This is a genomic window from Leptolyngbya sp. FACHB-541 (assembly GCF_014695875.1).
In the GTDB taxonomy this organism is placed as follows: domain Bacteria; phylum Cyanobacteriota; class Cyanobacteriia; order Elainellales; family Elainellaceae; genus JAAUTN01.
The window spans coordinates 1-6510 of sequence record NZ_JACJPC010000009.1 but is presented as its reverse complement, the minus strand read 5'-3'; the positions used below and the strand labels follow the sequence as shown (position 1 = coordinate 6510).

The following is a 6510-nucleotide window of genomic DNA, read 5'->3' as shown; positions in this document are numbered from 1 at the left end:
ACCGCTTGATGCTGACAGCCGCAGGGTTATGGAACTTTTACCTGATGGTTGCTTAGACCAGAGTCACTCCAAAACTAGCAGTCGCTTCCTTACTCTTATTTCCCGACAACTCTATTCCCTATTTCCTACATCCCCAAGGACTATGGCGATCGACCCTGATATTCGGGACCAGGCTTACCAGTTTTTCATCCAAGAAGCTCCAGAACTGCTGCAAACGATCGAAACGGAGCTGCTAACACTAAGACAAGACCGAAACACTGCAAAGGTTCATAACTTAATGCGAGCTGCTCACTCCATTAAAGGAGGTGCTGCTAGTGTCGGTCTAGATGCTATTAAAACCCTAGCTCATCGCTTAGAAGATATCTTTAAAGCGCTTCATCATGAGACACTAAAGATTGACTCTTTGCTAGAAACTAGCCTGCTTCAAGCCTATGATTGTCTGCGTTCACCGTTGATGGAGGAGGTAACGCTAGGATATTTTGATGCTGAACAGGTAATGACTGTAGCTGATCCTGTGTTCACCCAGCTAGAGGCGCTACTAGATGAGTTTTTGGGAGAAGCCGCAAGTCTTCCTAGTTCAATTGAGTTAGGAATTGATATTACTCTATCCATTTTCGAAGTCGATGTGAGTCAAGGGCTAGAGCGACTTGCAGCAGTTTTAGCTAAGCATCACAATGGCACAATGGCAGCGGAACTGCGAGCACAGGCAGAAGTGTTTGTCGGAATTGCTGAACTGCTTTCACTCCCGGGCTTTGGAACGATCGCTCAGGCAACTTTAGCTGCTTTAAATGCTCATCCTCAACGAGCTTTAGAAATCGCACAACTAGCATTGATAGACTTTTATGCAGCGCAACAAGCAGTCATAGCAGGCGATCGCAGCGAAGGGGGAGCACCCTCTGTTGCCCTAATAGAGTTAGCCAATCTTAGCTCGATAAAAGAGTCTCATTTCTCTGTTTCTTCAGCAACAGAGCTAGAGATAGTGGAGCCACACCTACTATCATCCCTAGATACCATCTGGAGTGATTTGGATGAGGAGGAAATACTTCTCCCTTCTCTAGAAGGTACTTGGGATGATTTTGCAACAGACTTTCAGGAATTAACTCAAGCAGAAGATTTTGAAATAGAGTTACCGTCATCTCCAGTAGGCATAGTATCAGATTATGTCTCAACGCTCTCTTCTAATGAAGCGTCATCAAACCAGGAAACAATTGGAGCTAACCCACAACCACAAATTGAGGAATGGGTGCAGTCGGTTGAGCAGGCGTTTGATTCTTTGCCTTCTATAGTTACCCCTGATACTGCAACCCCTGTTGATACAAATCTCAAACCAAAACCTGTTGAGCTAGAGACTGTAGAGAGTGCGATCGCCCCTATAGCATCTACTCTAAAGCACGACCAAAAATCGCGTAAGTCTTTAACACCAGAGGCACCCCCCCCAACTTTCAGTCCGGGTTAATCTAGACCGACTGGAGCGCATGAACAACCTGGTAGGGGAGTTTACTATCAACCGCAACACCCTTTCCTTACAAAATGAACAGCTTCGGAGGGCGTTACAGGAGTTATTAAGACGATTTTCTCGGTTTCAGGAGATGGGAAATCAGCTTCGAGACCTCTCAGATCAAATGTTGGTTATACCAGAGCGCTACAGTTCCTCATCACAACATCAGCTTACTCAACAATTTCGACAAAACGCTAACGTCACTCACTCTCATGCTTCAGAGTCTTCCTGGTTGCATCAAACTAACTTCGATTCTCTTGAGTTAGATAGCTACGGAGAAGTGCATCTATTACTTCAGTCTACTTTGGAGGAGATTGCTCAACTTTGAGGAAAGTGTAGGAGATATCACTCTCTTAGCAGGGCAATCTAGCCAAACGCTAGAAACCCAGCATCGGATGCTCAATCACCTGCGGGATGACCTGATGTGGGCACGAATGTTACCGCTCAGCGAAATTCTCAACCGTTTTCCTCGCACTTTGAGAGACTTGTCTGCAACTCATCATAAACCAGTAGAGTTAAAGCTGACTGGAACTGGCGTTCTGGTCGATAAAGTTGTTGTTGAAAAACTATATGATCCGCTGCTGCATCTTCTCCGAAATGCATTTGATCATGGCATTGAGCAACCTGACATCCGTCGTCAGCAGGGAAAACGAGAGCAAGGACAAATTGAGATTAGAGCTTATCACCAGGGAAGCCAGACAGTAATCGAGGTTAAGGATGATGGTCAGGGCATTAATCTAGAGCGAGTTCGTAAACAGGCTATTAGCTCTGGATTGCTGTCTGTTAACCAAGCATCTGTCGCGTCCTCTATCCAACTGCTCGAGCTGATCTTTGAACCAGGATTTTCTACAGCAACTCAGGTTAGTGAACTTTCAGGTCGAGGTGTTGGGTTAGATGTAGTTCGCTCTCAGCTACAAGCAATTAAAGGAACGGTTACAGTTACTTCTGAGGTCGGGCAAGGCACAACCTTTACCTTACGCATTCCCTTAACGCTAACCATTGCTAAACTGCTAGTTTGCTCAGTTGGTGCCACATCTTTAGCTTTTCCTTCTGATGGACTGGAGGAAATCGTAATTCCTAAAGCAGAGCAGACAAAGCAGTCTGGTGGACGGCTGTTTCTACACTGGCGCGATCGCCTTGTTCCTGTTTATCAACTATCAGCCCTTCTAGATTATGCATGCCCCCTGCCCTTTGCTACTCCTAGCGAGGCGTTGATGGCAGTTGCTACTCCTAAAGATTGGGCATCTCCACTGTTGCTGTTGCGGCAGGGGAGCTACATTATGGCTCTAGAAGTTGATCGTTTGATACGGAATCCGGTTATGGAGTAACACTATAAGATAGAAGGATGGGACGTACAATTACACTGGCACAACACCTCAGTAGTGAGGGACTGAAAACACGTTATCAAAACAGCAGCGACCGGGTTGAGTCGCGACGCTGGCACTTGCTGTGGCTTGTCTCACAACGGTGGTATCTGCTTGATGCAGCCGAGAGCGTGGGAATGAGCTATTCCTATGCGCGTAAGGTTGTTTATGCTTACAACAAAGCAGGAAGTGAGGCAATCAGGAATGGACGGCAGGGGCGGCAGATGACCAGTCGTGCCTTGCTGAGCGTTACTCAACAGGAGGAACTGGACCGAGCCTTGCGGAACCCCCTGAGGATGGTGGGATTTGGAATGGACCGAAAGTAGCACAATGGATTGCCAAGAGAACGGGTCGAGAGCAGGTTCACCCCCAACGAGGATGGGATTATTTGCAGAAGCTCAACTACAGCGGACAACGTCCTCGTCCGAGTCATGCGAAGGGGGATGCAGAAGCTCAAGCTGCATTTAAAAAAACTTGCCGCAACGAGTTGAGCAATTGAGACAAGCTTATCCTCAAGCTCAGGTTGAAGTTTGGGCGTTTGATGAGCATCGCTTGGGGCTTAAACCGATTATTCGCAAAGTATGGGCAAAGCGAGGACAACGTCCAAGTGCAGTAGTACAGCATCGCTATCAATGGCTTTATCTGTATGCGTTTGTTTGTCCCCATACCGGACAGAGCGAGTGGCTCATCCTACCGAGAGTCAGTGTGGTTTGGTTCAACCAAGCTTTGCAAGTATTTGCTCAGGCAGCGGGAGCAGGAGCCGACAAACAAATCTTGCTAGTGATTGATGGAGCAGGTTGGCATCGAGCTAAGCAAGTTGTTGTACCAGAAGGTATTCATCTAGAATTTCTGCCTCCCTATTCTCCAGAACTGCAACCTGCTGAACGGTTGGGGCAATTGAGTGACGAACCACTAGTCAACCGCAAGTTTGACGACTTGGATGCGCTCGAAGAAACATTAGCATCTCGTTGTCTTACCCTTTCAGCCATGCCACAAACCATTCGAGGACACACACTTTTTCATTGGTGGAAGGAGGAATAAATTAGTGTCACTTTACTATCCGGATTCCGTATGATTACAGAACAAGAACTAGTCATTAAACCTTTTGGCGGTGCAGTTACTCCTCCAGATTATATTTATGGCTGTACGATTTTAGGTGATGGTGGGTTAGTTCCAGTAATCGATAGTGCTGTTTTGATGAGTCAAATTGGAAGCTACCACAATCCCTCCAAAATTGGGGTGCCCTCCAAAACGACCCTGGATCAACCTATACTGTCTAACTATGCTCAAAGTTCAGCAGGCAGTCCATTTACAGTGCTGCTTGTAGATGATTCGGTTGGACTGCGACAAACCTTAGCTCTAACGCTACAGAAAGCAGGTTATCAGGTTTTACAAGCACGAGACGGACGAGAAGCAATTGAGCAACTTGAAAAAAATCAAACCATTCAACTAGTTGTTTGCGATATTGAAATGCCTAACATGAACGGCTTTGAGTTTCTTAACCATCGTCGTAAAGTCTCAGCCTTATCAAAAATTCCTGTTGTTATGTTAACTTATCGCAGCAGCGATAAACATCGGCGACTCGCGATGCATTTAGGAGCTAGTGCTTACGTCACTAAACCTTATCTAGAGCAGGAGTTTTTGGACATCCTCAGCCGAACTCTAAACTCAGAGCAAGCAGTCCATCCTCCAATGGTTACTCATTAAATCCTTACATTCTGTGTGTTTCTTTTCTTGCTAGGAATCTAATTTATGAACGATAGCTTATTCAGTCTGCCGTCTGCTAGCACTGATATACCAAGGAATATCAAGGTTGCTTCTCAGATTAGGACGATCGCGTTTTCTATTGGTAGCCTTAAACTAGCATTGCGCATTGAGGCGGTTTATAAGGTTCTGAAGCAAACTCCCATTTATGGTACTGAATGCAATCCTAGCTCTAATGGCGATCGCAACAGCATAGGCATTGCTCATGTAGGCGATCGTGAAGTTACAGTTTTAGACCTACAGCAGCGGTTGTTTCATAGAGATAGAAGAAGTGAAACATCTCTCGACAACAGATATTTAGTCATTGCTCAAACTGAAGCAGGCAAGCTCTGCGGTATTCCAGTCGAAGCTGTACCTACACTCATGGAAGTTCCTTTATCTACCATTCGACCTTTGCCAGATTCATATCGCCATGCAGCAAATTTGGAAATTGTCAGTCATGTTGCTGTTCTCCCACAAGCAGAAAGCAGTTTGACTTTGTTTTTACTAGATGCAAATCAATTACCTGCATAATCAGATTATGTCGCACAACTTAGTGCAGCAGTTCTAAGGACATCAGGGCATTTTCAGGAGCGTCAGTTTCAGTCCTGATGGCAAGCAGATTGTTACCTGACTGTCGAGTAACACTTAATCTGTCGTCTTAACAAATTCCTGTCGTCCTAGTTCAAACTTCCAAAAGCTTTTATTTTGGAAGTTTTCAGGAGATTTATACGGCTTGAGATGGCACAGCAGGCTTTAACAATCTCCTTGTCATCTTTTCTAATTCTCTCAAATTAGCTGTCACTTTTTTAACGTTGGTCTAGGTTTGAATGCTTCAGTTAATCACAGATTAGCTGTCGCTTTTTTTGGTCAGCAAACCAAATCTTCTACTGGTTATGTAGGCTCTCAAGCTCCTGGGGTGTAAATGGATTTTGACCTGCGCGTAATGAATTAATCCATCTCTGTCGCTGAGTTTTCCATTCGGCATTATCAGTCCAGTTGATGAATACTTGAAAGTCTTCAGTCGCTCCCTCAGTATCACCTGTCAGTGCTCGTGCTAGACCCCGGCTATCGATAATTCCGCCATCTTGAGGAGCTAGGGCAACTGCTTTTTCGCAGGCAAACATCACGTCTTTTGCGTGTCCTTGCAGGCTACCTTGCCAACAAAGACCATTCCAAGAGTAAGCAGAGATTTCTATAGAGGGGTCAAGTTGTTGAGCTTTTGTGTAAGCGGCGATCGCCTCTTCAATTTCGCCCTGCTCCACCAAAGTTGCACCCTCGCTAACTAGACGTTGAGCTTCTCGCTCTGCTTCTCCTTCTAATGCCAACTGGTTTGCTCTAGCTTCAGGGTTATCAATCTTAAGGCTGGGATTCCATTGCAGGGCGGTGCGGAAGTTATCAATTGCAGCATCCACATTACCCGCTCTTGCCTGTACCTCTGCCTCTTTCACCAAATTAGGAGCAGCGGCAGCGAGGCGATCGGGGTCATCGTGGCAGATTGTTAGAGTTTTAAGGCGATCGGGGTAAGCAATTAAGAAGTTGTTGAGATGAGTGCAGCCTCTTGTTAGAAGTTGATTCAAGTTTAGAACCGGAAATAATTTTGCCGTGCCATCTTCTCCTGCGGTAACAATCTGCTTGCCATCGGGACTGAAACTGACGCTCGTGACCCAGCCCTGATCTCCCTGGAACTGCTGCACTTCCTGCCCATCGAGGTTCCATAGACGAGCGGTGCCATCGCCTCCTGCGGTAACAATCTGCTTGCCATCGGGACTGAAACTGACGCTATTGACAGAGCCCTGATCTCCCTGGAACTGCTGCACTTCCTGCCCATCGAGGTTCCATAGACGAGCGGTGCCATCTTCTCCTGCGGTAACAATCTGCTTGCCATCGGGACTGAAACTGACG

General features: G+C 46.2%; 8 protein-coding genes and 1 pseudogene. 8 read left to right on the top strand and 1 reads right to left on the bottom strand.

The genetic code is table 11. The features are described from left to right. The 8 genes from H6G00_RS00210 to H6G00_RS00185 form a co-directional block, all read left to right on the top strand. On the top strand, positions 1–1456 hold a 1456-nt coding region (locus H6G00_RS00210; protein ID WP_242042071.1), incomplete at its 5' end, for an Hpt domain-containing protein. A gap of 19 nt (positions 1457–1475) precedes the next feature. Continuing rightward, positions 1476–1826, top strand: coding sequence for a hypothetical protein (locus H6G00_RS34540; RefSeq protein WP_199318254.1), 351 nt, complete (start codon positions 1476–1478; stop codon positions 1824–1826). Beyond that, positions 1813–2826 (top strand): chemotaxis protein CheA, encoded by a 1014-nt coding sequence (locus H6G00_RS00205; protein ID WP_199318253.1) that lies wholly within the window; start codon positions 1813–1815, stop codon positions 2824–2826. Before H6G00_RS34540 ends, H6G00_RS00205 begins: the two co-directional genes overlap by 14 nt. 17 nt (positions 2827–2843) lie before the next feature. Then, positions 2844–3188, top strand: coding sequence for a helix-turn-helix domain-containing protein (locus H6G00_RS00200; protein WP_242042070.1), 345 nt, complete (start codon positions 2844–2846; stop codon positions 3186–3188). Continuing rightward, positions 3167–3361, top strand: coding sequence for a winged helix-turn-helix domain-containing protein (locus H6G00_RS36465; protein ID WP_347278131.1), 195 nt, complete (start codon positions 3167–3169; stop codon positions 3359–3361). Before H6G00_RS00200 ends, H6G00_RS36465 begins: the two co-directional genes overlap by 22 nt. Further along, positions 3337–3903 carry an IS630 family transposase gene (locus H6G00_RS00195; RefSeq protein ID WP_190795088.1) on the top strand — a complete coding sequence of 189 codons (567 nt, stop codon included), beginning with the start codon at positions 3337–3339 and terminating at the stop codon, positions 3901–3903. Before H6G00_RS36465 ends, H6G00_RS00195 begins: the two co-directional genes overlap by 25 nt. Positions 3904–3933: 30 nt before the next feature. Then, the gene (locus H6G00_RS00190) at positions 3934–4569 is read left to right on the top strand and encodes a response regulator (protein WP_190795087.1); all 636 of its coding nucleotides are present in this window, start codon (positions 3934–3936) and stop codon (positions 4567–4569) included. Between the two features lie 45 nt (positions 4570–4614). Continuing rightward, positions 4615–5139 carry a chemotaxis protein CheW gene (locus H6G00_RS00185; RefSeq protein WP_190795086.1) on the top strand — a complete coding sequence of 175 codons (525 nt, stop codon included), beginning with the start codon at positions 4615–4617 and terminating at the stop codon, positions 5137–5139. A 353-nt stretch (positions 5140–5492) separates the two neighbouring features. Here the strand turns inward: H6G00_RS00185 and H6G00_RS00180 are convergent. Beyond that, positions 5493–6510 (bottom strand): annotated as a pseudogene (locus H6G00_RS00180) (ribosome assembly protein 4); the annotation flags it as partial.